The following is a 26,894-nucleotide window of genomic DNA, read 5'->3' as shown; positions in this document are numbered from 1 at the left end:
TAAAGGCTGTCCTAAAAGGGCAGTCTTTTTTTATGTGCAAATTTGAAAATGATGTAAAAAATAATCTTATAAAATGTGGAATTACTCTCGAAAAAAAAATGCGGCTCGGAGCGGCTGTTTCCGGCGGTGCAGATTCGATTTCCCTTTTAGTTTCATTGAGTTCTATTCTTTCTGAATTAGATATCCCTCTATTTGTAATCACTGTCAATCACAATATTCGCTTGGCTGAGGAATCTGATGGAGATGCAAATTACGTCGAAGAGATGTGCCGTAAATTGCGACAAGACGGATTAAAAGTTGAATGCGATGTTGTAAAACTAAAAAAAGGTGAGGTTGCGGAGGTCTCTCGACAACGCTCTGGAGGAATTGAAGAAGCTGCAAGAGCTCTGCGCTATCAGGCGTTTGAATCTTTTATAAAAGAAAAAAATCTTGATGCGCTATGCCTTGCACACAATAAAAATGATCAGTTAGAAACATTGCTCATGCGTTTTTTGCAGGGGAGTTCTTGTGATTCTTCCGGTGGAATAAAACCCACACGCGGAAAATTTGTCAGACCTCTTTTGAATATCGAACGGTGTGAAATTGAAAAATATTTAAATGAAAAAAAAATTGCATGGCGGACAGACTGCACAAACTTTGAAACAGAATATTTCCGAAATAAAATCAGATTAAAACTCGTTCCATTTTTAGATAAAGAGTTTCCAGGCTGGCAAAAAGCTGTTTTGAGCGGTGGAGAAAAATCTGTGGAAGATTCCGATGCAATAAATCAGATGATATCGATTATTCTAAAAAATCATAAACAATGTGAAATATCGCTTTCTGATTTTGTTGAGCTTCCCGAGTCTGTAAAAATACGCGTTTTGCTTAAAGCATGCAATGATGCCGGCGAAACAAAACGGATTCCATACGCTTTTCTAAAAGATGTTATCAATTCTGTGTCAGAAAATAGAAAGTCAGGCTGTTTTATTAAACAGTTTAGCAGCATTAAAATCGAGGTAAAAAACGGCACTATAAGTGTAAAAAAACTTTCTAAAAGCGATACCGATTCAAATTTTTTTGTTATAATAGACGAAGCTTGTCTAAAAGATAATTGTGAGATTGAGTTACCTTTTGTAAAATTTGATGTTTTACAATTAAAGGCACTCGGGGCGACTTCCCCTTTTTGTTTGAGGAGCGTGCGTATCGGGGATCAGATAAAAAGTGCTGATGGAAAAATGAAAAATGTCAGCGATATACTGTCGGATTGGCACGTTTCAAATGAAGATAGGGAAAAAGTTGTTGTACTTCAGGAACTTTCCGGCAGTACACAACCGATAAAATGCATATTTGCATGTTTTCTCGGATATAAGGATTGGATCGTAAAGTTATGAAAAAGTTTTTAGCAATATCATTTGTTTTTTTATCTTTTGCATTTTGCGTGTTCTCACAGAATTCAGCCGGAACCGCAAACAAAAATACAGCACTGCGATGCTTGAAATTCGCAGAAAGCTGTCTTGCCGGCAAAGACTGGGAAAATGCAATAAAACAGGCAGATTTAGGTATTTCTTATGATGACAGCATCTCCGATTTATTTTATGTAAAAGCAGGTGCAGAAATAAACGCCGGAAAAACACGCGCCGAAGTGCTCAAAATTATTCAGGCTGCGTTCGACAAAAACAATTGGGTTGGATATTCTAAAGCAGGTGCTAGAATACTGTTGGCAGATCTTTTGTCCGACACAGGAAAATATGCCCAATCTTTAAACGTCCTTGACAGTGAATCATTTATATATTCTGCCGACGCCGAGTTTATCAGAATAAAAAATTATTACAGAATGAAAACTTCAGATTCTATTGCAAATGCAAGGCTCAAATTGAACAGCGTGAGAAGGATTTATCCTGATGATGAACGCTTCCCTTATATTTTCTTTTTGTTTGAATCGATGTTTGTCAATAAATCATACCTTGAAGATGTTGATTACGAAATCCCCGAAATTGTAAAAGATATCGCTTCGTCATACATCATAAAGCTACCTGATTATTCAAACAAAAACTATGTTGTTGAACTTCTTGCAACATCATTTGCAGAAAAATCAGAACGAGAAAGACTTTTGCGAGCAATAGATGCAAAAAAAACTTCCGAAAGCCCTCTGCTCGCATACCTCGGATTGCAAAGCGGTATTTATTCAGAAAAGCAGGCATTTGAAATGTTTTTTGATTCTCTTGGCAATTCAATTTCGCTCGAAATGCTCGAGAGTTTTGTAAAGGCTATAAAGGATGATGGCGTAAAGCAAAATATTGCCGAAAAACTTGCAAATTTCAACGGTTCAATTTTCATCGATACAAATGATGATTTACAGAATGAACTGACAGTCGAATACGAACTTGGTCGTCCATCTTATATAAAATACGACAAGGACAACGACGGTGTCACCGACTTATATTCTTCATTCGATTTTGGGGTTCCTCTTTTTGCCTATTTTAATGCAAAGAATACGGAAATTTTTTACGATACATATCCAAAAGTCTCAAGGGTCGTGTTCAACAATGACAATTTTACATTCAATTTTTTTGAAGATTCTCTACTTTTAAGCCCTTTTGAGCTTGTAAAGGACGAAATATTTTCAAAACTGAATCTTGAATTTTATATTCCTCTGATTGATGAAAGCGAAAAATTGCCGACACCGCGAGAACTTGTATTGCTTTCATCGAGCGTAGAGTTGCCGACAAAAGAGCGCGAAAATGCAAAAGTAGTTTACACGACTTACGAGGGGAAACTTGTATTTGCAAACTTTATACAAGGGGAACATAAATATGCAACATGCGATTTTACAACAGGCGTTCCTTTTATTCGGTATGTTGATTACGACAATGATGGTTATTACGAAACATCAGAAATCTATGATTATGCGCCTAGTTCAATGCCTGCAGATACAATGGTGACAGATATTTTTACATCAGCTGCAAACAGCTCTAATCTATATCTCAGAAAAGTTCAGATTGACCGCAACGGCAACACAAACTATGAATTTACTGAAGAATATCTTGAAGATGGAGGAAAAGTCACAATTTGGGATAGTGATGATAATGGTATATGGGATTGCCAATACATAAAATATCCTAAAAAAGACGGTGAAGAGCAGATTGAAGAGACAATTTATTTTGATTCTAACGGATTGAAAAAACTTTCGCTGACCGTAATTGATAAAATTCCTGTAAAAATGATTTACGATAATCAAGAAGTTATGATTTATGCAGGAGAATCTGAAAATATATATTGGATTGAAGAAAGAGGCTCGGGCGACCTTGAAATAAAAGTTATAAAAAAAATAAGCGATAAACTTGAACAGGGAACTTTATCTGTCATTCAGGTTGAAGGGCAGCGGATTTCCGTAATCAAAGTCGATAATTGTTATTATTTAAGAATTCTTCCTCAGTCAGAAGTTACAGAAGAGGTTTCTAAGTAATGGGAACAAAAGTCATAAAATCTGCTTTGTGTGCTGCCGGGCTTTCTTTGTGGTTGCTCTCTTGTGTCTCCGTAAATAAAAAAATTATTGAACCTCTTGATTATTCTGATAAAGACATCGTAGAGAGTGAAATACAACGAATAAACTCCTATCTTGAATTTGAGCCTGTCCGTGCAATGTGGCGCTCTATTTTGCTTGGAAATCAAGATGTAATCGACAGATGTATAAAAAATGTTGAGACACAACTGTCAAAATCAATTGAAGAAAAAAAATATTTTGATGCAAAAAAATATTATAAATCTCTCGAATCGGCAGGATGGAAAAATGTTAAATATTCTTTAGCAGCCATAGATGATTTGATTGCAAAAGATATACCGGGAATTTCAAAAAAAAATCAGCATGCTCCAAAGTCTATAGGCGACTGTATAGACGCTACTGTCACTGTGTTGGTTGACCGCGGTGTAAAAGTGCAAAATGGAGCAGGATATGCCGATGTTGTGATAGGTTCGGGTTTTTTTATTGACAGCCGCGGCTACATCGTCACAAATCATCACGTGATAGAGTCGATGGTAGACCCGAAATACGAAGGCTATTCAAGGCTTTACATCAAACAACTTGAAGACCCTGATACAAAAATTCCTGCAAAAGTTATCGGTTATGACCCGATTTTAGACCTTGCGCTTCTAAAAACAGAAATCACTCCAAAATATGTCCTAAGTCTCAATTCAAGTAAAGATTTACACGTCGGAGATAAAGTTTCTGCAATCGGTACTCCGATTGGGCTTGAAGGCACGTTGACTTCGGGAATCATCTCATCTACAGACCGCAAACTTCTTTCGCTTGGAAATGTATTCCAGATTGATGCTGCGATAAATTCAGGAAACTCCGGTGGCCCGCTGATTGACTCTAATATGAACGTTCAGGCTGTCGTGTTTGCAGGGATGCTTCGTTATCAGGGGCTGAACTTTGCGATTCCTGTTGAATACTTAAAACAGGTGCTCAATTCAATGTACAGCAACGGCGAAGTTGTCCATACGTGGACTGGCTGTTACGGTCACACAAAGCGAAATGGAAAAAAGAAAGTCGGCGTTGAAATTCAATATGTCATGCCGGGAGGTTCAGCATTTATAAGCGGGCTGCGTTCAGGAGATGTGATTTATGAACTTGATGGAAATAAAATTACTTCGCTAGATGATATGAACTATATTTTGATGGCTTACGAGCACGAGACAATGCTGAAGTGCAAATATTTAACTTCTGACGGAAGTGATAGAGAATGTAAAATATATCTTGATAAACGCTCTGAAAATCCGGGTAAAGAGATATATGAATCTGATTTGATTTCAAATGCGATGGAACCGTTGTTCGGGATGAAGCTAAAGTCGTCATCGACATTGAATAAAAATTCCTATACAATAGAAAAAATTATTCAGGGCAGCAGCGCAGATGAAATGAGTTTTTCTGAAAACGACTCTGTGCAAATACGGGATGTTTCTGTTGATGATAAAAACAACGCCATCTATGTTCAGCTTTATACAAAAAGACAAAAAAAAGGTTTTCTTGATATAGTGATGACGATGGCGACCCTTTTAGACAGCCCATATTATTTTTAAATTAAATTACAAATAACTTTTCAGGGGAAAGCTATGGCTGAAATGAAATATAAACGCAATTTTTGTATCGTTGCTCACATTGACCACGGCAAATCGACTTTGTCAGACAGACTCATTCAAAAAGCACAGATAATCGATGACCGTAAAATGGTGAACCAGATTCTCGATAATATGGATATTGAACGCGAACGCGGTATCACAATAAAAAGTCAGGCAGTCACAATCCCTTATCACGCTAAAGACGGACACGACTATGAATTGAACTTTGTAGACACGCCCGGTCACGTAGACTTTTCTTACGAAGTTTCACGGGCAATTGCGTCTTGTGAAGGTGCGCTGCTTTTAATCGATGCAACACAGGGGGTTGAAAGCCAAACCGTCTCAAATATGTACATGGCTCTTGAGCATGACCTTACAATTGTTCCTGTAATCAACAAAATTGACCTTGCGTCTGCAGATGTTGCTTCATGTCAAAATCAGATTGAAAATGAGCTCGGGCTCGACCCTTCAGATACTCAGCTTGTGTCTGCAAAAACTGGTCAGGGCATCGATGAACTCCTTGAAGCTATTGTGACAAAATTTCCTTCGCCAAAAGGTAATCCTGACGGAAAACTTGCAGCTTTGATTTTTGATTGCCATTACGATGTTTATCGTGGCGTCGTTGTTCACGTCCGCGTCATGGAAGGAAAATTGAAGACAGGAGACCTCATCAAGATGATGAGTTCCGATACACATTACAAAGTAGAGCAGTGCGGTATTTTTAAAATCAACTACGAAGAGACTGGAGTGCTTGAAGCTGGCGACGTCGGTTATATAATCTCGGGACTGAAAACTGTAAGCGATGTTCGGGTTGGAGACACTATCACAACAGTTCAAAATGGAATAGAGACTGCGCTTCCGGGATTTAAAGAAGTTAAACCTGTCGTTTATTCGTCAATTTATCCGATGGATTCAAACGATTATGAAGAGCTTAAAGACAGCATGGAAAAATTAAAGCTGAACGATGCGAGCCTCATTTATGAAAAAGATAATTCGCTTGCGCTTGGAAACGGTTTTCGATGCGGATTTTTAGGACTTCTTCATCTTGAAATTATTCAAGAACGCCTTGAACGCGATTATGATCAAGCTGTAATTTTCACAGCGCCATCTGTAAGATATCTTCTGCATCTCACTAGCGGAGAAGATATGTTCATCGATAATCCGTCCGAATACCCTCAGGGAAGAATCAAAGAGGCAGAGGAGCCTTACATCAAAGCATCTATAATAACTCCTGCCGAATATCTTGGTTCAATTATGGCGCTTTGCACGGAAAAACGGGGCTTGCAGACAAATATGCAGTATCTTGATACAAAGCGCGTTGAAATCACTTATGAAATGCCGCTCGCTGAAGTTCTTTTTGATTTTTACGACAGACTTAAAAGCTACAGCCGAGGATATGCGTCATTTGACTACGAAGTCATAGGTTACAGACCGACAGAGCTCGTAAAAGTCGATATTTTGTTAAACGGAAAGATGGTAGATGCTCTTTCTCTGCTGACGTTCCGTCAAAATGCGGTAGACCGTGCTCGCAAAGTCTGTGAACGCCTGAAAGATGAAATTTCACGCCAGCAGTTTAAGATTGCAATTCAAGGTGCTATAGGAAGTCAGGTTATTGCCCGCGAAACTGTAAGCCCTGTCCGAAAAGACGTCCTTGCAAAATGTTACGGCGGTGATATAACTCGTAAACGAAAACTTCTTGAAAAGCAAAAGGAAGGAAAGAAGCGAATGAAGATGATCGGCGATGTTGAGTTGCCTCAGAGTGCGTTCCTTGCGGTTTTAAAAGAAAAAGAAGATTAAAAGATTCTGCTTCATCATGGCAGTTCGGTTTTATGACTTTAATCTACGCTCTCGTTATCTAATCTAAAATCTTCAGGAAAAAGTCTATCTCAGTTCTGATTCTGTTCAAAAACGACTGAGAATAAACAAACTGTGTTCCGTCTGCAAAGTGCAAAAATAAATACTCTCTGCAACAGGCAATTTCAGTTATTTTTTGCTTTAATTCTTCTTCTGAAAGTTTTGTGCCGCTTGTTAAAAGTTTTTTGAGTTTTTGTAAAACTGAGCGTTCATTCGATAAATATTTTTCAATTTCAACACATTGCTTGTCCGAATAACTGTCGGAAAATCTGTTTTTAATGATTTTTATCAGGCGTGAATGCTGTTCTGTCTCTCTTTCTTTCTCATTCTCCGAATTCATGGCTGAATTTTTTGAGTTTTTAAAGACAGGGTTTTCTTTTGTTATTCCAAGTGGAATCCCGCATCTCCCTGCGTCGAACAGATTTTTAATCCTTTCAAAACGGCTGTCAAATATTTTTGCATACGTTTTTAGAGACGGTGTCGTTATAAAAGTTTTATTGTCTTTGCCTTTGATTTTTTCAGCTCCAAATCCAAAAGCAGCTTTATAATTTTGAACGGGAACGAGCTTTGTAGTGTCTATAAGCCTTTGGTCGTGTGCGACTGTCTGTTTCGCGTGAGTTTTGCCAACTGAAAAAGAAAAATCTAGCCCGCACACAAAAACTTTTGTATTTTCATCTTTTCGAAATTTTAGAGCATAGTAGACGGCTGTGATTCCGACAGAGCCAAAAGGAGCGTTTACCGGCGGGAAAAAATCGTTTTGCCTTAGTTTTTCAAAAAAAATTGCATCCGCATATTGAGTCGCAAAAAAAGAAATATTTTTTTTATCTGTAATTCTGCTGATTGTTGAAATAGCCGACAATCCTGCAAATACGTGAACATCTTGAGGTATCCCGATAAACGCCTTTGTTATAATCTGCTGTGATTCTTCAATGAAAACTCCATCAGGGACAATTTTTCTCGCTAGCAGCGGCTGCATCGCAGTGTCTGCGCACAAAATAAAATAATCTGAGAAATCAAAATGGCTGTTTTCTTCTAAAAATATATCAAGACTTTCGCCGGCCCCAAAAACCAATATAGGCTTTTCGACAGTGTTAAAATAAGAGACGAGAGGAGTTGTTTCCCCGAGTATTTTTAAATTTTGGAACAAATCTTTAGAATAGCGCCTTCCAAACTTCGTCAACGTGATTCTGTTTTTCCAAAAAGTCATAATTGATTCACAGCAGGCATCATAAAGCTGATTGTAGAAATCTGTGTGAAACTGAGTTCCTGCCGAAAAATCGATTCTGACTGTCCGTTTGTAAAGACCACTTGAAGCTAAATCGTAAACAGTGTCGGGCAGATTGCTTAATTCTTCCTGCGGCACAAATTTTATTACTTTTTTATCAAAATCAAAGAGAATTGAATTTTTTAGGTTTTCGATAGTGAAATCATAAAGTTCCATGTCATTTTCGCACAAAAACAAAATACAGTTTTCAGGCAATTTCTCATAAAGCTCTTTGAGTCCATAGCATAAAAGAGGTGAAAAACATAATACAATCGTACCAGATAAAATCTGCAGACTGTTTACTGTTTGAATGATAGATTTTGAAGGATTGTATTTTGAATAGAGAAGGCGATTTTGATATGAAACTGAAAAGCCCAGCGAAGTTTGAACAACACCGGGCTTTTGATTTATAGAAGTGTTTTGCAATTATTTTATCATGGAATTGAAATATACGCTCATAACGTTGTTTTTAACTTTGCTGCTTGAAAGAATACTGTTACGGGCACTTTCTTCGTCATAACTCGCAAACTGGCTTTTGTTAGCGTCTGGAGATTCTGCCGATTTATTTTCCGAAGTTGTATATTTAAGGACGATTACGTTGTTGTTCAAAACTATCGGTTTTGAAATTTCTCCTTTTTTAAGAGTGAAAGCAGTTTTTAGGAAGTTTTCATTTGAATCGGCATTTGAAAGTCCTGAAACAGATGTGTCGAGCTTACCAAGGATGCTCAAGTTTCCATAGTTCAACGGGAACGGAGCGATTGTATAGCTCTTTACTGAATGCTTTTTGCACGCTTGTTCAAAATTACCTTTCATTGCGTCTGCAACAAACGCAATAGCTTTATCTGTAAAATAATCTTCTATCACTGTGCTTTCGTAAGTTGTAAGATAAGCGTAAACAGCCTGCTGACTTACTTCTGTGTCGAAATCGGCTTTTTCAACAGGACCGTTATTTTTGAAAATTGAAAAGCCGCTTTTTGTCGCAATAACTTCGCTTACGTCATCTTTAGCTGTTGAAGAAACTTTTTCAAAATCGTCTTTGTTTTCAAGGATGTTTTCAATCTGATACTGATAAGCACCTGTCAGTTTTCCCTGCGTGTCAGAGTATTTTTTATCTGAATATTCGGAAACTGCGTCTTCGAATGTCAGCTCTTTATTGGCGATGCGTTTTACGACAGTCGATGCCGTTGATTTATCTTCAACTGTGATAACCGACATGTCGTATTTGTTGAATTTTTCTGCGTGAGCTTTTCCAAAACTTGCTTTTTCAGATGATGGATAATCGCCCATAGGAAAAAGAGCCATGCTGAATCCGCGTCGTTCCGTATCCATATCTGCAACAAAGTTCAGTTCATTCTCTGCAACTTTAAGTCCAAAAAGCGAATTATTTCCAATCATCTCAGAGCTTGAGCCGAAGTTGTCGGAATAAAAGCGGTCGGCTGTCAAAGAATCTTCCGTAGACTTTACGATTTTTGCTTTTGTTTTATCTGGAGTCTGTTTGTAAAGTTTAGAAGAATATCTTCCGTTTTCATCGTAAAAATATGGCAAAATTTGTCTGTTTACGGCAGATTTTGGGACAACATAGCCACTTGATTTTACCTCATCTTTATAAGCGTAATTTAAAACTGTTGCGTTGAAAGCATTGTTCAAGATTCTAAAGTAACTCGACTGATCAATCTGCTGTCCGTATTGCTGATAAAGCTGTACGTAGCGGTTTACGTAGTCTGTAAATATAGATTCAGGTTCGTTTGTGATTGCTTTTTTGCCGTATTTTCCGTATGTCTCGTAGCCTTGCTGATTTGAACTATTGCCTGTAAAAGCCGGAAGTGCAATAAAACAAAATGCACTGATCAAAAGAACAATTATTGAACCAATTGTGTATGCAATATTTTTTTTCATTATGAAGTCCTTGTTTTATTAATTTTAAAATAGTGGGCTAATATTATCACATAATCTATGTGAAGTCCAGCGATAATTTTAGCGTGTTGAAATACAGTGCTAATCTTTAGCGTCACTAAAGCGATTTTACAATAATCGTTGCTTTTGCTTTAAAATTACTTATATTTGTAGAATCCTTCGCCCGCATTTACACCGAGTTTTCCTTCATCAATGTATTTTTTGAGCATTTTTCCTATCGCTTTGAAATTAAACGGCGCAAGGAATGACGGAATCTTTTCAAAGCGCTTGTTTATGTTTGCAACTGTAGTTAGCCCGACGATATCAAGAATCTGGAACGGTCCTTTTGGAGCTCCTGTCCCGATTGTCCAAGCTTTGTCGATACTCTCAGGATCGGAAATGTCGGTTGCGTAAAGATCCATAGCGGCACTCAAAAATGGAACGAGCATTGAATTCAAAAGATAACCGGCTTTTTCTTTGTGAACAGGAAGAGGAACCATTCTGATTTCTTTTGCAAATTCAATCACTGCGTCAAAATATTTTTTATCGGTTATCGGCTGAGCCATAACTTCTGCGGTGTTGCAGTACCAAATATCGTTCGCAAAATGAAGAGAAAGATATTTTTCCGGGTGTTTAGTAAATTTTGCAAACTCTGAAGGAAGCAAAGTCGATGAATTTGTAACGACGATCGTTTTTTCTTCCGTGAACGGTGCAAGTTTTTTGTAAAAATCGATTTTTTGTTTTTTGTCTTCCGCCATCGACTCGATTATTAAATCTGCATCTGCAACTGCTTTTTGTAAATCAAGCTCAATCTTTATTCCCGAATACGCTTTTTGGATTTTTGCGAGGCATTCTTCTTTGTTGAAATTTTCTTTGTCGGCAAGCCCATAACTCCAAGCTCTAGGATTATCGCCATCCGAAGCCATTTTTTCAACAGCGGCTTCGTACTTTTTTTTCACGCTATCAAGTTTCGGCTGAGTTCTTCCAATACTTCCCTGACTTCTCAGCCAGATTGTGACATCAAAACCGCAATAAGCTGTTTGAAAAGCGATTTGACTTCCGAGTACGCCGCCACCGGCAACAACAATTTTCTTCATAATTATACTCCATATTTTATTTTTCAGATTTTTTGATGGCAAACTCCAAAATCGAAATTTGCAAAAAAACGTTTTCGCTATATTTTAAATGCACCTTTTGTTTTAGTCCAGCATTTTTGACTTCAATCTTTATGTGCTTTATGTGCGGTTTGTGACAAGTTTACATTTTGCTTCATAGCGTGCGATTGCTTCTTCTATTAAAAGCTTTATGAGAGCGTTGAATTTTAGCCCGGCTGCATCGCAGAGTTTTGGGAACATGCTGATTGGAGTAAAGCCCGGCATTGTGTTGATTTCATTGAGATAAACTTGTTTCGTATTGCGTTCAATAAAAAAATCAACTCTGGCAAGTCCTGTCGTATCGAGCACTTTGTAGGCAGCGCACGCGGTTTTTCTGATTTTTTCCAAATCGTTTTCTGAAAGAGCAGCCGGAATCAAAAATTCTGCGCCGTCAGGGTCGTTGTATTTTGCATCAAAATCGTAAAAAGTGTGAGTTGGAATTATTTCTCCAGGAATATATGCAACTACATCTTCAATATCGCTGTCTGCCGGATAAGTAACTGAGTTTCCTGTAACGCTGCATTCTATTTCGCGCGCATTGATAGATTTTTCAATCAAAACTTTGTCGTCCCACTCGAATGCTTCCATTATGGCAAATGAAAGCTCTTTTCTGTTTGATGCTTTAGACGCTCCGTTTGAACTTCCTGCACAGCACGGTTTTACAAACATCGGATATCCGAGTTCTTTTTCTGTGTCTTCTATAACCGCATCATAAACAACAGAGTCGAGCACTACACAGCGTTTTATGCAGACATAAGGGACTACAGGAAGCCCCACGCTCTGCCATATCATTTTTGTTTTTTCTTTATCCATAGTGATTGCCGATGCCGTATGTGAACAGCCAACGTATGGAATATCAGCCATTTCAAAAAGCCCTTGTATTGTTCCGTCTTCGCCATAAGTTCCGTGAAGGGCAGGGAAAACAACATCAACGTTAAGAGGCTTTCCTTCTACAACAAAAGATGCTTTTTTTGCACCGGGAACGAGGCTTACAATTTTACTTTCATCGGTCTTAATTACAAACGATGCTTTATCATCTTTGCATATTCGTTCGTATTCGGAATCTTCTTGGAGGTACCATTTTCCGTTTTTAGTGATTCCAATCAGTATAACGCGGTTGCTTTTGTCTATACCACGCGTGATTGCTGCTGCGGTAACCAAACTGACTTCATGTTCACCCGAACGTCCGCCATATATTACACAAATATTCATTTCTATATTTCCCCTATACTTATAGTCTTAATTTTATTTTATTCCGAGTTGGTAAGCACTCTAGTTCCTCGAACACCCTAGTTCCTTGAGCGCTTTTTTTGCTTCTGAAATCTCATCGTATGGCATTACATGGTCTTTGTAGATTATGCTGTTTTCGTGTGATTTTCCGAGCAAAAGAACGATGTCGCCTTTTCCTGCCATTTTGAAAGTTTCGCGGATTGCCTGCTGCCTGTCGTGAATTATAAAAAGATTTTCGCCGATAACTTTTCCTTCTTTTTCAGCTCCTTCTGCGATCATCTTAAGAAGTTCTACAGGGTCTTCTCCGCGCGGATCTTCATCTGCAAGGACTACAACGTCGCAAAACTTCGCCGCAATCTGCCCTTGAAGAGGCCTTTTTGTAAGGTCTCGTTCGCCACCGCTCCCAAATAATGCAAACATTCGCCCGCTGCATCTTTTTTTTAGCGGAGGAAATATTGTTTCAAAGCTTGAAGGAGTGTGAGCGTAATCTACAATTAGCTCAAACGGCTGACCTTCGTCAATAACTGTCATCCGCCCTTTAATCGGCGTCAGTTCACCGGTTTTTTCAGCTATTTTTTCAAACGGAAGTTCTGTAACACTGCTTACAGCGATGATCGATGCCATGATGTTGTATGCATTAAATGCTCCTGGAAGATTTGCGCGAACTGAAAAATGAGTGTGCTCGCGCGGAATAACTGCGTCGTAATTCTCAGGATAAAATGCCGAAGTTCCGTCTGCGTCTATGTCGAACGTAAGTCCATACGTTGCCGAGGCGATATTTCGTCCTTTCATATAGCGTAGATTTTTTGGGATTTCAGGGAGCGGAATTGCATTTGCTCCAGATTCCGCAGCCGATTTTCCTGCTTTCCCACCTGTCGTAAAACCGTAAACATTTTTTTTCGTAGCTTCAATAAAATATTTTGCGGAAGGGTCTTCAAGATTTACAACGCCGATAGAGTTGATTTTTTTCTTTTCGCCGGCAATTGTCTTTATATGGTTATGTTTATCGAGCATTCTGAAAAGGTTAGCCTTATCACTGCGATAAGTTTCAAAGTTTTTGTGAAACTCAAGGTGCTCAAGCGTAACGTTCATAAAAACTCCGCAGTCAAAGATAATGTTTCCACATCTGTTTAATTTTGAAGATAGCCCGTGCGAAGAAGATTCAATCACTGCGTAAGTGCATCCGTTTTGGAGCATTTCATTTAAGTGATGTTGAATAACAGGGGACTCCGGTGTTGTCTGATGCTGAGGATTCGGAAGAGCATCGTCGCCAAAAGAATATTCAACAGTCGATATAAATCCAGCTTTGTAACCGCATGCCCGAAGATATTGCCAGATAAAACTCACAGTTGAAGATTTTCCTTCAGTCCCAGTAACTCCGATTACGATTAAGCGCTCAGACGGATTGTCATAAAAACATGCTGAAACCGGAGCCATTGCAAAACGTGAGTCCGGGACATTTATTAAAACTGGAGCAAATTTTGTCTTTTCATCTGAAAGTCCGTTTTCGATCGTCCGTTTTATTATCGCAGTTGCAACATCTTTTTTTTGAGAAGGAGAAAGTTCCCCTTGAAAAACAACAGCATTTGCACCTGCAAGAATCGCCTGCTCTATAAAAAGGTTTCCGTCAGTATGCGTGCCCGGAAGTGCAAAAAAAAGAGAATTTTTTGAAACTTCACGAGAATCAAAAACAAGGTTGGAAATCGGAATGTCGTTTATTTCAGAAAGGTCTGTAATTTCAGAACCGTCGACTGCAACGATTGTATTTTTAAAAGCCGGAAGCAATTGAGAAAGCAACTTAGTCATAGCCAGATTATAACGTTTATCTTGATTTAAGTGAAGAAGTCGCATAGTATTTGAAATTAGAGGTTTTGTTTACGAGGCGAGCGCTCATTCAAGTTTGCCGCTGCATTCGGATTTTGCGACAACATTCGGATTTTATGTCAGCTCATTTTGAAGTTTTCATTTTGAAGTTTTTTGACTTTTTTAATCCGCAAATTTCCTTTCCAAAAAAAATTATCTGCTTCTACTTTTCCGCTATCTTTTAGTTGTTTTACAATTTGAGCGCTTTCTCCATGCGTCCAAATATTTACGCCAACTGATTTTCTGTCTTTTGCGTTGAGTTTTTGAAACAGCTCTTTTTCAATATCGTTTTCACTGTAAAAATTGCGGTTCTTTTTTACGATTGAATACGTCTCTTGCCAATCTGCAACATATCTTGCTTTTTCAAGTTTGCGGCGATACATTATTTTTTTTATTATAGGTAGGTTGTCTGCTTTATGGTATTTTTCACGTGCGCTGCAGATGTCACAGCCGCTGCAAACTGCTTTTTCTGCACCAAGTGCGTCTAGCAGAACTTGACGGCGGCATTCAGTCGTTTCTGCAAATTCTCTAATCGATGCTTGCCGGGAATTTTTGTCAAAGACAGAATAATCCAATGAATCTTGAAGGCTCCATAAAAGTATCGCTTTTGCAACGCTTCCGTCTCTTCCTCCGCGCCCTGCTTCTTGAATGTATGCTTCTGCCGTTGCAGGCGCTTCAAGATGAACTACAGTTTTTATATCTTTTTTATCAACGCCCATTCCGTATGCGCATGTTGCACATAAAACGCCGTCTTTGCTGTTGTAAAACCACTGTTCTGTTTCCGTTTTTTCTTCTTTTGTCAGGCCTGCATGATAAAAACGCGATGTTCCGTGCCCAAAACATATATTTAATTCATGAGACATATCTTCCGATTTGTTTCGTGTTCCGCAAAAAATAATCATAGGGCGGAGTTCTTCTTTTGCGAGCACGAGAGCTTCTTTTTTCTTAGCTGACGTATAGCGGACAAAATAGTGGATATTTTGACGGTCGCTTTCACTTCTTACAATGTGAGCTTCGCCATCGAATAAAATTTCCGCAACTCTGGAAAGCACAAGAGGCGACGCCGTCGCTGTAAATGCTGTTATAACAGGCGGAGCAATCTTTTTGATTATTTTACCGAGTTCAAGATAAGCCGGTCTAAAAGAATCTCCCCATTCGGAAACGCAGTGTGCTTCATCTATCGCAATGTGGCTGATGCCTGTAAGGGCAAGCTGTTCAAGCAGTTTTTCGCTTTGCAAAACTTCAGGATTTGCAAGGATTATTCTAGCGCCATCTTTGATTTTCTGAAAATTTGTTTTGTGCTCTTCCTCAGTCTGACCGCCGCGAAAAACGACGCATTCGAGATTTCCTTCTTCCATGCGCCGTTGCTGGTCAGCCATTAGCGCAACAAGAGGGTAAATAACTAAAGTCGGACCATCAAGCAAAATGGCAGGAACTTGAAAGCATAATGATTTTCCGGCTCCTGTAGGCAAAAGCACAATCTGACGCCCTTTGCAGCAAGAATCATCATCGCTTAAATCTTCAGCGCCGCCGTAATTATCATCAGATTTTTTTTCTATACGCTTCGATTTTTGATACTCAAATGCGTCGAGTATATTTGCAACTACAAGTCTCTGCCACGGATACATGTATTTGATTCCAAAATTATCATGAGCGGTAAATGCAACATAATCATCACTTTGAGCTTCAACGCTTTCAATCAATTTTTCAATTTCTGTCTGTGTTTCCATACATATATAATGGTCACAGATGTGATATTTTAGGAAGTTTACGATGTTTTAGAAGCGCTTTTATCTTCTTCTTCGGATTCAGCGTTTTCTTCTTTTTTTTCTTCAGGAGCTTGCGGTGGAGAAGATTTCGGTGCTTTTCGTTTTCTTGGTCTAGGCGGCTTTTTTTTATAAGTTGTCACAAATTTCGCAAATTCAATCACAATTATCATAACGGCAATTGTGCCTATTACGCGAAAATCTTTTAAAACGCTAAAAATAAGCGAAAAATATTCTTTGAACGACATATCTTTTTATCGGAATAATGGGCTGTGATGTTTAGTTGCGAATCACACCAATTTCTTCTATAATCAGTTTATGACTGGAATTATTGATTTTAATGCTGGAAATATCACAAGCCTTGAACGCTCTCTTGATTATCTTAAAATTAAATATATTAGCTCAAAAAATCCAGAAGAGTTAAAAGATTGCGACAAATTTATTTTCCCAGGAGATGGAGACGATTCTTACGCGATGAACCAGCTCAAAGCGAGTGGATTTGATGATTTTGTAAAAAAGCAAGTGGCAGATGGGAAAAAATTGCTTGGGATATGCGTCGGTTCTCAGATAATATTTGAAAAAACAGAAGAAGGAAATGCGGCTTGTCTTGGACTTGTTGAAGGAAATATCAGACATTTTTATTCGATAGAGCCGGGAATGAAAGAACAAAAAATCAAAGTTCCGCAGATTGGCTGGAATAATATTACTTTTGAAAATGGCGATTGTCAGATTTTAAAAGGTGTTCAAAACAATTCCGATGTTTATTTTGTCCACTCATACGTCATTTGCCCGACTTGTAAATCCGTTGTAAAAGCGTACACAGAATATGGAATAAAAGTTCCAGCGGTAATTCAAAAAGACAATATATTCGCATGTCAATTCCATCCGGAAAAATCCGGGCAAACAGGATTGAAGATAATCGAAAATTTCTGTAATTTGACATGATTTTGAGATGCGGAATGCGGGACGCTTTTATTAGAGTCGCCGCTGAATAAGGAAATATATGCTGAAAAAACGAATAATTATTTGCCTTGACGTAAAAGACGGTCGCACCACAAAAGGTGTGAAGTTTCAAAACAATATCGATATTGGAGACCCTGTTGAGATGGCAGCAGAATATTACAGACAGGGCGTAGATGAACTTGTGTTTTACGATATCATGGCTTCTGCCAGAGGACGCGGTCCAATTCTCGAGCTGATTTCAAAAGTCGCTTCCCAAGTTTTCATCCCGTTTTGTGTCGGCGGCGGAATAGGAACAATCGACGACATACGCTCCACAATCTTAGCAGGCGCTGAAAAAGTTTCGCTGAACAGTCAGGCTGTAAAAAATCCGAATCTTATAACAGAAGGCGCACGCGTTTTTGGCAATCAAAGCATTGTGCTTGGGATGGACGTTCGCAGCGACAATTCAAAACCAAGCGGTTACGGCACAACAATAAACGGTGGTCGTGTAGACACCGGATTAGATGCTCTTGAATGGGCAAAAAAATGCGTGAAACTCGGCGCTGGTGAAATTGTTTTAAACTCAATGGATGCAGATGGAACTAAAAACGGTTACGATATAGAGTTGACAAAACTGATCTCTGAAAATGTCTCAGTCCCAGTGATTGCGAGCGGCGGCGGCGGGACACCTCAACATCTTGCTCAAGTCCTTACTGAAGGCAAAGCCGATGCAGCTCTCATTGCGACAATGGTTCACAGCAAAAAATACACAGTCGATGGAATAAAAAAAGAGCTTGGTGCGATGGGAGTTCCAGTCAGAACACAAGGAGAATCATGATGAAAAGGTTTGTCGCTGTAATTTTATTTTCTTTAGGATTTTTTGCCATTGCCGCAGAAAATTCCGTGCTTTTTAAGTTTAAGCACAAAAAAGGAGATTCGGTTTCGCACGTTTCTACAGTTTCCGAAGAAGCATACATAAACGGATATAGGGTAAATTACACTCGTTTTGTAAACAGAACTTCTACGACTGTAGTCGATGTATTTGAAAACGAAGATGCGCAACTCAATACAAAATACATGACAACTCAGGAGACAAACAGCTCTTTTGGTTCAAGTTACAAACTCGACGAAGAAGATTATGTCAACATAAAAAGGACAACATCAGGAATGCTCTACGATTCCGATAACGCTTTTTTGCCAACAGTTCGAAACGTTCCTTCTTTCCCTGATTATCCTGTAAAAATAGGTGAATCGTGGAATAGCAAAGGTCTTGAAGTACACGACTGCCGCCAGCTTTTTAAGATGACGGATGCAATCGAGATTCCTTTTACTGCGACTTATACTTATGTCGACGACGACAATTCTTCAGGAAGCGCGCTTCAGATAATAGAAGTTTACTACGAATTGAATGATGAATCATATAGAAAGAATTCGTACCGCAATTCGACTTATCTAAAGACATTTGGTTATGCAAAACAAAAGTTGTTTTGGGACAACGAAAAAGGCGAGCTTTCACACTATGAAGAAGAATTTGAAATCAAAATGTATGATATAAAGCGAAATGAGTATCTTTATCACGGGATTTCTCAAGGTGAAGTTATAGAATATCATTCAGTGAACGACGACAAAAACATAAAAAAAGTTCAGGATTCTGTCGAAAAAATGAAACTCGACAACGTCTCTGTAAAGCGCGGCGAAAAAGGTCTTACAATCAGCCTCGACGCAATTCAGTTTGAACCGGACTCGAATATCCTCAGGGCGTCGGAAAAGAAGAAACTTGAAAAAATCGCTGAAATCTTAAAAGAGTTCTCAAATGATCTGTTGATTACGGGGCATTGTGCAGATCGAGGTTCCGAAAAATCACGGAAACTGCTTTCCGAACAGAGAGCATACAGCGTTGCAAATTATCTTGAGTCGCTTGGAGTCCGCGATAAAAAACACATTTATACTCAGGGAAAAGGCTCAAGCGAAGCAGTCGCAAGCAACGCAACGGAAGAGGGGCGTGCAAAAAACAGACGTGTCGAAATCACAATCATGGATTAAAATACTGTTCTAAAATCTCTATGCTTTGTAAAAATAAAGCATATTGTTTTTCATCTCAAACTTGATCTCGTGGGCATCGTGCATGACGGAGATATATGAACGCACTGTTGAACTTATCAGTGCGAATTGGCTGACTGTCATTTCTAAATAATTTTTATCGGCAACATATTTTACGAGCTGGTCAGCAGTCATCTTTTTCCCGCTTTCTAGAGCGTTTAATATACACATCCTTGTAGAAAGTATTGCAATTTTATTCAGCTCCGCAGCTTCGTTTATGTTTTTTCTAAGAAAATCGCCGTGGCTTGGAATACACCAGTCGACGTTTTTAATTTCACAGAGTTTATCGAGAGACTGCATAAATTCGTCAGGGTTTATGATCAAAGGGATCCAGTACCTGCCGATTTCGTCGCGTGGGAAAATCGCATCTCCGGCAAAAATAACTTTTTTTCCTCGTTTATCGCTTATTATGACGCCCATGCTTGAGTTTGTGTGACCTGGGAGCTCTATAAAGTTGATTTTTCTGCCGCCGGAAATATCAATTTCTAATTTTTCAGAAATAATTTTGTCCACAAAAGTCTGCGCCGGTTTAAAATAAAGTGTGCGAAGTTCATGAGGAGGATAGCCGCCCCAGAGAACAGCACTTTGAACAATTGGAGTTTCCATAGCTCCTTGTTCACCTTTTGCTGCATAGATAAGGCTTCCTGTGTGCTCTTTTAGGTAATTGTGTCCGCCGCAGTGGTCGGGATGTGAGTGCGTTGTCAAAAGCCCTACAAGTTTAAAAGTACATCCTTGCTGCTCAAAAAAAGCAGTCAAAACGTCAAGAATGTACTCCGAATCAATTTCTGTACAGCCGGAGTCAACAAGATAAATTTCTTTTTCCGGAGAGTCACCGCTTATTATAACACCTACGTTCGTGTTTCCAGGTATGACATAAACTCCAGACGCTAATTCTATTATCTTTGCCGAAATGTTATCCATTTGATTCCTTTTGCTTTGCCGGAATATCTTAAATCAGATTTCTAGATATTCTTTGCCTTTGCAATATTTTTTATTGTGTAGTCATATTTATGTTCATTGATTGTGAACTTGACATTATCGCCTGCTTTTTTATCAAGTATTGCATTTCCAAATGGTGACATGTAAGAAATCACATTGTTTTCCGGATCAGATTCCCAAGGACCGAGAATTGTAAACACTTCGTCTTTATTATCAATGTTGTTGTGCATTGTAACAACTGTTGCAAATGAGACAAAAGATGTTGTGCTTGTAGTCGGGTCAAAGATAACAGCTCTGTTGAGTTCTTCTGTAAGTTTTGCAAGAGTGTGCTCTAGATAATGCTTTCGCTCTTTTGCAGCTTGATATTCTGCGTTTTCTTTCAAGTCGCCTTTTGCCTTTGCGTCGGCAAGGTCTTTTTTATTATTTTCAAGTTCAACATTTTTGATATTGTCGATTTCGGCTTTCTTTTCTGCAAGTTTTTTAGAAGTTACAATCATACCTTTTGGCTGCAAAGATTTTTCTTCAGAAGCGACGCGGAACTTAAAGTCCGGGTATTTAGATAAAATCTTGTTGCGCGCATCAGATTTATATGAAGGATCGAAATCAACGATATCGTCGATCAGAGTGTACATCTTTTTTACAAAGTCTTCGGAACCGCCGAACATGTATTCAAATACATCAGGGTTATCAAAGAGAAGCGATGTTGCATTCTTGTTGATTTTCTTGTTTTCCGTTGAATTTACATGATTGTTGATTTCGCGGAACGTGAGCTCAATAATGTTGATGATAGTGATTATCTGCTTGTCGAGAGAAATATCGGCGTTTTTATACCATTCTTTTTCTCGGCATTTTTCAAAGAAAAAGAGGACAGTTTCGCGATAATCTTTGTACATGTCAAACGCTGTCCTTACAAATTTCTGTAAATCTTCCGTATAGCCGTTGTCGATTAGTTCTTTAAGGAGTTTCTCGTTCAGAACTGTAGGGAACAATTTTATGTACTGAACGTTCCAGTCAGGAAGCATCTTAATTGCAGCGAGGAATTCTTCGCGAAGGTTTGTATTCTTAGAATCTTTTAGACGAGTGTATATTTCTCTAGGATCTTCGATTCTGTTATAAATTTCCGCAAAAGTCTCTTTTACAGGATAAGCGAGATTTTTGTCTATTGCGCTTATGTGTTTTACGATGAGGTAAGATGCAAGAACTTGCTCTGTAACTTTGGAAATATTGTTGAGGAAGCCTGTAAAATATGAATACATTTCTGTAAACAGTTCGCTTGAGTTGTCGGTTTCATCTTCTTCAAAATATTTCATGAGGATGTCTACGCGTGCAAAAAACTGTTTCTGCGCTTTAAATTCGCTTGAAAGTTTTTCACCGAGAGTTATTTCTCCGTCGCGGACTATGTACATTGAATTGTCGTTTGGATTTACCCCGAATTTAGGATTTGTCGCCAGCTCTTTTTTTGCTTTTGCGCTCCATGAAGTCCATTCGCCTTGTTTGAGAATCGAAGCGTTCGGATTATCAGGAATATACAACTCCGCTTTTATGCGTTTGAAATCACAGTTGTTGTCAAAACTCTTGATGATAATTTCAAGAGCTTTTGCAGGATCTTTTTTGATTTCAGCTGAAAGAACATCTTTTTTCATCGTCGCTTTTTTTACCCAGATGTGATCTTTTGAAAGAGGCTTAAGAGCCGTCACAGCCATTGAAAGCTTCATCTGACGTGGGTCATCTTTTCTTCCAAAATAAATATAAAGATTGTCTTTATCTTGTTTTCCTATTACGCCAACGCCCCAGTTTCTGTGGAAAATGTAGTTGCCTTTGTCAAAAGCTATGTGTTTTTCAAAGTCATTTATAGCTACAAAAACGTCGCGGTAATTTTTTTCAAGGTTAGATGCATCAATGTACTCTTTGAGACGGGCATGTTTAGCATATTTTTGGCGGAAACATTCCGTTATCTTTTTGCGAGCCCAGTCATCTTTAGGATCAATCTCAAGATTCTGCTTTAGAATCATGATTGCAGTGTCCCATTTTTTATTTTTTTCGTACCAGTCGTAGAGTTCTTGCATCAAGATAGTTGTTTTTATTTCACCCATCATTTTAGCAATTTTGCTGCGAATCATCTGAAATGTTTCAATTTTTTCAGGAATGAACTGAACGAGTTTTGTCCAAACTTCTTTTACGGCGTTATAATTTCCGTTGTTTATGAAGCGGATAATTGATTTTTTGTAATAATTTATAGCGTTTTCTCTGTTTCCGGCATTTTCATAATGCTCAGCGAGGACTTTAGCAAGGTTTGCTTCTTCAATATCGATTTTTACGATTTTTTCATAAAGTCCCCATACTTTTTCATTGTTTTCTGCGAGATAACTTTGCGCGAGAGTTCTAAGTGCAAACCTGTTATTCGGATCATCTTCGAGAATGCTTTCACAAAGGTAAGTCACGATGTTTTCTTTGTGGTTTTTCTGAAAAATGTCAACAAGAGTCATGAGGTTAGAGTTGTCGATTGACCCTTTCTGCAAATCAAGAATTCCGCAGATGTAAAGTGCTATGATACTGTCTTTTGAATGTGTTAGGTGTTCTGTACAAACAGCCTGTATATCTTTTATGCAGTTTTCGTTGCGAGCCTGCTCAACGATATTTGCAAGTTCTTTTAGATTGTTTTGAGTGTAATTGCTAATTGTCGCTCTTGTCCATGTTTCTTCTTTCAACATGTCCTGAATTGACTGAATTAAATCTGCCATCTTAATCTCCTTAAAATTGGAAAACTCCCTTTGATTTTGAATTAAAGTTTTCTATTTTGTATATGCTTCGTATATGGAAGAATCCAAAATTTTAATCTTTACTAAAACTTCACTAATCTTAGCCTGATTTTCGTTTGCTAAGTCATAATGATCCATAAGCCAGAAATAACAATTTAGCAGACGAGGAACAAGAATTTCGCTCTTGCACGAAGGGTCATTTATCTCGTTTTCCAATGCAAAAATGTCTTTTTTTAGTCTGGCGACTTCCTGAGAAGTCAACTCTCGTTTTATATTGAAAACTCCGCTGAGGACGCCGTAAATCGGAATCCAGTATCGAAGTTCTTTTCCCGAATAACCTTTTTTTTCTGTCCGCTCAATAAGGCACTTTATGAGCTGCGAATCAAGAAAATCCAAATCAATGCTGTCGGGGTCATTAAAAAATGCTTCCCTGAACAGGACTTTCCCAATCTTGTCATCTCCGCAAAGAGAATAGCAATCTGCAAGTTCCGCAATAACCGAAGCAAGATTCGGGCAGATTTTGTTTGCTTCTGTCAGAAAAACCCTTGCGTTCTCAAAATCTCCAAGTTTTTTGTAACAAATTCCCGCTTTTCGATAGATTTCTGCTTTCTGTTGCGGGTCTCTTTCTTCCAGTAATTTGTTGAACTCGGCGAGAGCGTTTGTAAAAAATCCCTGCTGAACCGCAATCAATGCCGGCTCAAAACAGCTGTTTTCCCTTGAAATGTAATGCTGAAAAGTTTTCCATTCCAAAAGAATATTTTCGCTGCGCTCGTAAGAGTCTTCAATTTCTCTCAGACGTTTAATGGAATCAATCCAAAAGATACAGCACTTATTAGTGTATATAAGTTCCCTATTTTCCAGTTCAGTTTCAAATAAGGTACTTATAATTCTCTGTGCTTCAAAAGGATTCCCTTGCTTTAAAAAGTTCAGAGCATCTTTTAAGCTGTCTTTCGTTTGAATCTCCATAAGGTCTGAATTCAATTTTATACAAAAACGAGTTTATTAGTCAATCAAAAAATATACAAAAATAAAAATTTTGGGATAAAGTTTATACATCTAACGTTTGAATCTGTCAAGTATTTTTTTTATTTTGTGTATTTTTAACTAATCCGTAAGCGATTTTGTCTCTTGCAATGGAGGTATGAATTATATGGACTAGAATAAGCTACAAGTGATGTGCCAGATTGTAGACTGATATCAGTCTGTTTTCTTGAAAATCCGCTTTGTTTCTGTTAAAATACTTACAAATGAAAACTCCAGTTTTAGCTCCGTCACTTTTATCTGCTGATTTTAGCAATCTTGAAAGTGCAATCAAACAAATAGAGAACAACGGCGGTTCTGTAGTTCACATCGATGTGATGGACGGCCATTTTGTACCTGAAATCACGTACGGTCAGCCTGTCGTTCGTTCAATTAGAAACTTGACAAAACTTCCTTTTGACGTACATCTTATGGTCGAGAAACCTGAAAATCATATTGTTTCATTTGCAGATGCCGGCGCAGATTGGATTACTTTTCATATTGAAGCAACTGCGCATTCTCACCGTCTTATTCAGATGATTCACGAACGAGGATTAAAGGCAGGCGTTTCAATTTGTCCGGGAACTTCCGTATCTGCACTGTCGGAAATCCTTGAATATGCCGATATTATATTAGTGATGACTGTAAATCCGGGCTGGGGTGGACAGAAATTTATTGAATCTTGTGCAGACAAGGTGGCAGAACTGAAAAAAATCAGAGCGGAACACAATTACAATTATTTAATTTCTGTAGATGGCGGCATAAATAATGATACCCTAAAAACTGTTTTAGATGCCGGTGCCGATGTAATTGTTTCCGGTTCCTCATTTTTTAACGGAAGCCTCAAGTGGAATTAGTGGAGTTTAGCTTTTTATGAAAAAAATTATCGCGGCGGCGATCCTTACACTGTCAGCTTTATTTTCTATCTTTGCAGCATCATCTGAATCTGCCGTTTCTGCCTTTGTTGAAGGTTGCAAAGCGTATGCCGAAGGAGATTGGCAGTCTGCAAAATTTATGCTGCGAAAAGCTGTCTATTATCCCGAAAACTTAAATCCTGACGTTTATTATATGCTGATTACATCTGAAGTGTACGATTCTGATTACAAAAGCGCCCTCGAAGATTGCGATATATACATTGAAAATTTTCCGGACACAATCTACTATCCGTACATCTGCTATCAAAAAGGAAAACTTTTATACAATCTCGGTGAATATGAAAAAGCGATAATAACTTTGAGCGATTTTTGCCATCAAAATGAAAAAAATGAACTGTATTCGTATGCTCTTTTCTATATTGGCGAGTCTCTTTTTGCATGCTATAAATACGATGAAGCGGAGCAGATTTTTGTCAGAATCGTCACGGAATATCCAGATTCTCCAAAGACGTCGGCTGCACAATACAGGATCGATACGATTTTGCAGCGCACTCGTGAAGAAAAACTTCTTTATCTTCTTAAACAGACTGGAGAAGAATATCTTTCTGCAAAAGAAGAGTATGAAAAACAGCTTAGGCTTTACAATTCTGAAGGAATAGATTTGACAAAACAAAGGCTTGTTGAAGCGCAATCTAAAAATGAACAACTTGAAGCTGAAATAGCAGAGCTTCAGTCAAAAATTACGTCTCTCGAAGCTGAAAAAGCGGCGGAAAAAGTTGACGTGCCTGAGTCGGAGCCTTACGATGAACGGACGGAGCAGATTAGAATATTGAAAAAGAAAGCCCAAGAAGCGCAGAAAATTCTTAATCAGCGAAATCAGGGAAAAAGTGAGGAAAATGATGAGCAAAAATAAATTATTGTTTTCTACAGCTGTCATTTCAATTTTATTTGGGCTTGTTTCATGTAAATCGGCTGATGTCGTTGAAAAAAGCGAAGTTAAAAACGAAGCCGTAAAACAGGATGACAAAAATACCGAAGATAAAAATTACACAAGCTGGATTGAGTCTGCGAAAGAAGGCAATCGTCTCAAAAGCGGAATTATTCGGATTAAGACAAAACCTCACCTCGGGACGTTCAACATCGGAGTTATCAACGACGACAATAAAGATGTTTCAGTTTTGTCGTCTTCAAACGAATATACATCGACATCGTTGTATCTGAAAACTTCAAAAAAAATCTATAAATTGACAGCCGGTTCAGGTGTTTACACAAAATCTTTTGTCGGGAAAAATGCGATAAGGCTATTATACAATATTCCAAAAGTAGCAGATGTCGCTGTTGATATGTATTGCTTCCCTTCTGAAACTCCCGGCGATGACGATATGATTAGAGTGACTGCTACGATAACAAATAAAGGGAAAAAAAATGAGACTTTTTCTTTGAAGGCGATTTTAGATACTGTGCTCGGAGAATCTGATAAATATCATTTTTACACTTCAGATGGGATGCCTGTCAAAAATGAAGTTATGTTCAGGACTATGCAAAATCAAAAATGGGTTTTGTCAAAAAATGAGTTGGCATCGATGCAGCTTTTGTTTGACGGCAGCGACTGCACAGCCCCGTCTCTTGTCGCTCTTGCAAACTATTCGACTTTAGAAAAGAGGAGCTGGGAACCGGACATGCTGAGTTACAGAGCTTTTGATACAGTTCTTTCATACAACAATTCTGCTGTAGGTGTAATTTGGCAAGAATCAAAAATAGCTCCTCTCGAAACTTCTAAAAATGTGTTTTATATAGCGCTCGCTTCTGATTTAAGAAAACCGAATGGCGATAAATATTTATTTCACGAAGAATATCTTGAAGATGAAGAAACTGAAAAAACAAAAGTTCAGAGTACGCAAAAAATGGGTGAACCTGCTGATGTGCTCGAGATAACTCCTTCTAAGCCTGAAGTTTCGGAAAGCGTAGATTTTACTGTAAAAAAACTGGGAAAGGAACAGCTTTCTCCTGAATATGTTCAGGCTCTTCTCGATAAAATAGCATCGCTTGAAGAAAATAAACCTGATATAAACAGAGAAGAACTTCTACAGCTTAACGCAGAGTTAGATGCAATCCTTGAAGCATTGAGGCAGCAATAA

20 protein-coding genes are annotated in these 26,894 nt (G+C 38.4%); 10 read left to right on the top strand and 10 right to left on the bottom strand.

The annotated features are described in order from the left end of the window. The first annotated feature begins 32 nt into the window (after positions 1-32). The 4 genes from tilS to lepA are packed head-to-tail and all read left to right on the top strand — an operon-like array spanning position 33 to position 6,894. Positions 33-1,370 carry a tRNA lysidine(34) synthetase TilS gene (tilS, locus tag H9I37_RS08810; protein WP_187382220.1) on the top strand — a complete coding sequence of 446 codons (1,338 nt, stop codon included), beginning with the start codon at positions 33-35 and terminating at the stop codon, positions 1,368-1,370. Further along, positions 1,367-3,445: a tetratricopeptide repeat protein gene (locus tag H9I37_RS08805; protein WP_187382218.1), complete on the top strand. Its 2,079-nt coding sequence runs from the start codon at positions 1,367-1,369 to the stop codon at positions 3,443-3,445. The genes tilS and H9I37_RS08805 overlap by 4 nt, the downstream gene beginning before the upstream one ends. After that, positions 3,445-5,058, top strand: coding sequence for a S1C family serine protease (locus H9I37_RS08800; RefSeq protein WP_187382216.1), 1,614 nt, complete (start codon positions 3,445-3,447; stop codon positions 5,056-5,058). The genes H9I37_RS08805 and H9I37_RS08800 overlap by 1 nt, the downstream gene beginning before the upstream one ends. Before the next feature lie 33 nt (positions 5,059-5,091). Beyond that, positions 5,092-6,894: a translation elongation factor 4 gene (lepA, locus tag H9I37_RS08795; RefSeq protein WP_187382214.1), complete on the top strand. Its 1,803-nt coding sequence runs from the start codon at positions 5,092-5,094 to the stop codon at positions 6,892-6,894. A 58-nt stretch (positions 6,895-6,952) separates the two neighbouring features. Here the strand turns inward: lepA and H9I37_RS08790 are convergent, their stop codons facing one another. From H9I37_RS08790 to H9I37_RS08760, 7 genes are all read right to left on the bottom strand, one after another. Continuing rightward, positions 6,953-8,641, bottom strand: a complete 1,689-nt coding sequence (locus H9I37_RS08790; protein WP_187382212.1) for a 6-hydroxymethylpterin diphosphokinase MptE-like protein — start codon at positions 8,639-8,641, stop codon at positions 6,953-6,955. Continuing rightward, the gene (locus H9I37_RS08785) at positions 8,642-10,111 is read right to left on the bottom strand and encodes a peptidylprolyl isomerase (RefSeq protein ID WP_187382210.1); all 1,470 of its coding nucleotides are present in this window, start codon (positions 10,109-10,111) and stop codon (positions 8,642-8,644) included. 155 nt (positions 10,112-10,266) lie between these two features. Beyond that, positions 10,267-11,205 carry a 3-hydroxyacyl-CoA dehydrogenase gene (locus tag H9I37_RS08780; protein ID WP_222864198.1) on the bottom strand — a complete coding sequence of 313 codons (939 nt, stop codon included), beginning with the start codon at positions 11,203-11,205 and terminating at the stop codon, positions 10,267-10,269. A 138-nt stretch (positions 11,206-11,343) separates the two neighbouring features. Beyond that, positions 11,344-12,474 (bottom strand): D-alanine--D-alanine ligase family protein, encoded by a 1,131-nt coding sequence (locus tag H9I37_RS08775; RefSeq protein WP_187382208.1) that lies wholly within the window; start codon positions 12,472-12,474, stop codon positions 11,344-11,346. A gap of 60 nt (positions 12,475-12,534) precedes the next feature. Beyond that, complete coding sequence (locus H9I37_RS08770; protein ID WP_187382206.1) at positions 12,535-14,298, bottom strand: Mur ligase family protein; 1,764 nt, start codon at positions 14,296-14,298, stop codon at positions 12,535-12,537. Between the two features lie 137 nt (positions 14,299-14,435). After that, positions 14,436-16,085, bottom strand: coding sequence for a RecQ family ATP-dependent DNA helicase (locus H9I37_RS08765; RefSeq protein ID WP_255422527.1), 1,650 nt, complete (start codon positions 16,083-16,085; stop codon positions 14,436-14,438). 38 nt (positions 16,086-16,123) lie between these two features. Further along, positions 16,124-16,369 carry a hypothetical protein gene (locus tag H9I37_RS08760; RefSeq protein WP_187382204.1) on the bottom strand — a complete coding sequence of 82 codons (246 nt, stop codon included), beginning with the start codon at positions 16,367-16,369 and terminating at the stop codon, positions 16,124-16,126. A gap of 70 nt (positions 16,370-16,439) precedes the next feature. Here H9I37_RS08760 and hisH point away from each other — a divergent pair, with 70 nt between their 5' ends. Genes hisH through H9I37_RS08745 form a run of 3 tightly spaced genes read left to right on the top strand, consistent with a single transcriptional unit; the run spans position 16,440 to position 19,106 of the window. Next, the gene (gene hisH / locus H9I37_RS08755) at positions 16,440-17,066 is read left to right on the top strand and encodes an imidazole glycerol phosphate synthase subunit HisH (protein ID WP_187382202.1); all 627 of its coding nucleotides are present in this window, start codon (positions 16,440-16,442) and stop codon (positions 17,064-17,066) included. A gap of 58 nt (positions 17,067-17,124) precedes the next feature. After that, positions 17,125-17,901 (top strand): imidazole glycerol phosphate synthase subunit HisF, encoded by a 777-nt coding sequence (hisF, locus tag H9I37_RS08750; protein WP_187382200.1) that lies wholly within the window; start codon positions 17,125-17,127, stop codon positions 17,899-17,901. Then, positions 17,898-19,106, top strand: a complete 1,209-nt coding sequence (locus H9I37_RS08745; protein WP_187382198.1) for an OmpA family protein — start codon at positions 17,898-17,900, stop codon at positions 19,104-19,106. Before hisF ends, H9I37_RS08745 begins: the two co-directional genes overlap by 4 nt. 18 nt (positions 19,107-19,124) lie before the next feature. Here the strand turns inward: H9I37_RS08745 and H9I37_RS08740 are convergent, their stop codons facing one another. From H9I37_RS08740 to H9I37_RS08730, 3 genes are read right to left on the bottom strand one after another with little or no spacing between them, the layout of a single operon-like run. Then, a complete protein-coding gene (locus H9I37_RS08740; protein ID WP_187382197.1) occupies positions 19,125-20,084 on the bottom strand; it encodes an MBL fold metallo-hydrolase in 960 nt (319 codons plus the stop codon). A gap of 41 nt (positions 20,085-20,125) precedes the next feature. After that, complete coding sequence (gene greA, locus H9I37_RS08735; protein ID WP_187382195.1) at positions 20,126-22,843, bottom strand: transcription elongation factor GreA; 2,718 nt, start codon at positions 22,841-22,843, stop codon at positions 20,126-20,128. A gap of 51 nt (positions 22,844-22,894) precedes the next feature. Next, the gene (locus tag H9I37_RS08730) at positions 22,895-23,827 is read right to left on the bottom strand and encodes a tetratricopeptide repeat protein (RefSeq protein ID WP_187382193.1); all 933 of its coding nucleotides are present in this window, start codon (positions 23,825-23,827) and stop codon (positions 22,895-22,897) included. A gap of 281 nt (positions 23,828-24,108) precedes the next feature. Between H9I37_RS08730 and rpe the strand changes: the two genes are divergently transcribed. The 3 genes from rpe to H9I37_RS08715 are packed head-to-tail and all read left to right on the top strand — an operon-like array spanning position 24,109 to position 26,894. Next, the gene (gene rpe / locus H9I37_RS08725; protein ID WP_187382191.1) at positions 24,109-24,738 is read left to right on the top strand and encodes a ribulose-phosphate 3-epimerase; all 630 of its coding nucleotides are present in this window, start codon (positions 24,109-24,111) and stop codon (positions 24,736-24,738) included. Positions 24,739-24,754: 16 nt separating this feature from the next. Next, the gene (locus tag H9I37_RS08720) at positions 24,755-25,669 is read left to right on the top strand and encodes a tetratricopeptide repeat protein (RefSeq protein WP_187382189.1); all 915 of its coding nucleotides are present in this window, start codon (positions 24,755-24,757) and stop codon (positions 25,667-25,669) included. Beyond that, the gene (locus tag H9I37_RS08715) at positions 25,653-26,894 is read left to right on the top strand and encodes a hypothetical protein (RefSeq protein ID WP_187382187.1); all 1,242 of its coding nucleotides are present in this window, start codon (positions 25,653-25,655) and stop codon (positions 26,892-26,894) included. The genes H9I37_RS08720 and H9I37_RS08715 overlap by 17 nt, the downstream gene beginning before the upstream one ends.

It is taken from the genome of Treponema sp. Marseille-Q3903, from assembly GCF_014334335.1.
Lineage (GTDB): Bacteria > Spirochaetota > Spirochaetia > Treponematales > Treponemataceae > Treponema_D.
The sequence above is the reverse complement of the archived record's forward strand: the minus strand, read 5'-3'. Positions and strand labels throughout refer to the sequence as shown.

Coding starts and splice junctions, on each gene's coding strand:
- H9I37_RS08800 (WP_187382216.1), top strand. CDS start 3,445: ATGGGAACAAAAGTCATAAAATCTGCTTTGTGTGCTGCCGGGCTTTCT.
- lepA (WP_187382214.1), top strand. CDS start 5,092: ATGGCTGAAATGAAATATAAACGCAATTTTTGTATCGTTGCTCACATT.
- H9I37_RS08775 (WP_187382208.1), bottom strand. CDS start 12,474: ATGAATATTTGTGTAATATATGGCGGACGTTCGGGTGAACATGAAGTC.
- tilS (WP_187382220.1), top strand. CDS start 33: ATGTGCAAATTTGAAAATGATGTAAAAAATAATCTTATAAAATGTGGA.
- H9I37_RS08745 (WP_187382198.1), top strand. CDS start 17,898: ATGATGAAAAGGTTTGTCGCTGTAATTTTATTTTCTTTAGGATTTTTT.
- rpe (WP_187382191.1), top strand. CDS start 24,109: ATGAAAACTCCAGTTTTAGCTCCGTCACTTTTATCTGCTGATTTTAGC.
- H9I37_RS08765 (WP_255422527.1), bottom strand. CDS start 16,085: ATGGAAACACAGACAGAAATTGAAAAATTGATTGAAAGCGTTGAAGCT.
- H9I37_RS08770 (WP_187382206.1), bottom strand. CDS start 14,298: ATGACTAAGTTGCTTTCTCAATTGCTTCCGGCTTTTAAAAATACAATC.
- H9I37_RS08805 (WP_187382218.1), top strand. CDS start 1,367: ATGAAAAAGTTTTTAGCAATATCATTTGTTTTTTTATCTTTTGCATTT.
- H9I37_RS08715 (WP_187382187.1), top strand. CDS start 25,653: ATGATGAGCAAAAATAAATTATTGTTTTCTACAGCTGTCATTTCAATT.
- H9I37_RS08760 (WP_187382204.1), bottom strand. CDS start 16,369: ATGTCGTTCAAAGAATATTTTTCGCTTATTTTTAGCGTTTTAAAAGAT.
- greA (WP_187382195.1), bottom strand. CDS start 22,843: ATGGCAGATTTAATTCAGTCAATTCAGGACATGTTGAAAGAAGAAACA.
- H9I37_RS08740 (WP_187382197.1), bottom strand. CDS start 20,084: ATGGATAACATTTCGGCAAAGATAATAGAATTAGCGTCTGGAGTTTAT.
- H9I37_RS08780 (WP_222864198.1), bottom strand. CDS start 11,205: ATGAAGAAAATTGTTGTTGCCGGTGGCGGCGTACTCGGAAGTCAAATC.
- hisH (WP_187382202.1), top strand. CDS start 16,440: ATGACTGGAATTATTGATTTTAATGCTGGAAATATCACAAGCCTTGAA.
- H9I37_RS08720 (WP_187382189.1), top strand. CDS start 24,755: ATGAAAAAAATTATCGCGGCGGCGATCCTTACACTGTCAGCTTTATTT.
- hisF (WP_187382200.1), top strand. CDS start 17,125: ATGCTGAAAAAACGAATAATTATTTGCCTTGACGTAAAAGACGGTCGC.
- H9I37_RS08730 (WP_187382193.1), bottom strand. CDS start 23,827: ATGGAGATTCAAACGAAAGACAGCTTAAAAGATGCTCTGAACTTTTTA.
- H9I37_RS08785 (WP_187382210.1), bottom strand. CDS start 10,111: ATGAAAAAAAATATTGCATACACAATTGGTTCAATAATTGTTCTTTTG.